The organism is Microbacterium sp. (genome assembly GCF_032084865.1).
Classification (GTDB): domain Bacteria; phylum Actinomycetota; class Actinomycetes; order Actinomycetales; family Microbacteriaceae; genus Microbacterium.
The window spans coordinates 1-238 of record NZ_DAMDLU010000173.1; the positions used below are offsets into that span (position 1 = coordinate 1).

The window sequence follows — 238 nt, forward strand, 5'->3', positions numbered from 1 at the left end:
CGGATGCGGGCTGGGTGGCGCGGTAGGCGGAGCGCACGGTCGTGGTGATCTCGCGATCACCCAGACCCGCCGAGTGTGCCGCAGAACCCAGCGCATCGAGCGCGTCCGTGGCCGAGACGCCATTCTCGGCAAGGCGGCAAGCGGCCCAGAACAGGCCCCGGTTCCGCTCACCCTCACCCCGCCCCGCGACCCAAGCCGCCAACCGCTCAGCATCCACATCCATCGAGCCGCTGCTGGC

Annotated in this window: 1 protein-coding gene; it reads right to left on the reverse strand. The window is 71.4% G+C overall.

All coding sequences use genetic code 11. The features are described from left to right. Positions 1-223 (reverse strand): primase alpha helix C-terminal domain-containing protein (locus tag RT309_RS13640; RefSeq protein WP_313357897.1); only part of this gene is annotated, 223 nt, incomplete at its 3' end. Positions 224-238: the final 15 nt, after the last annotated feature.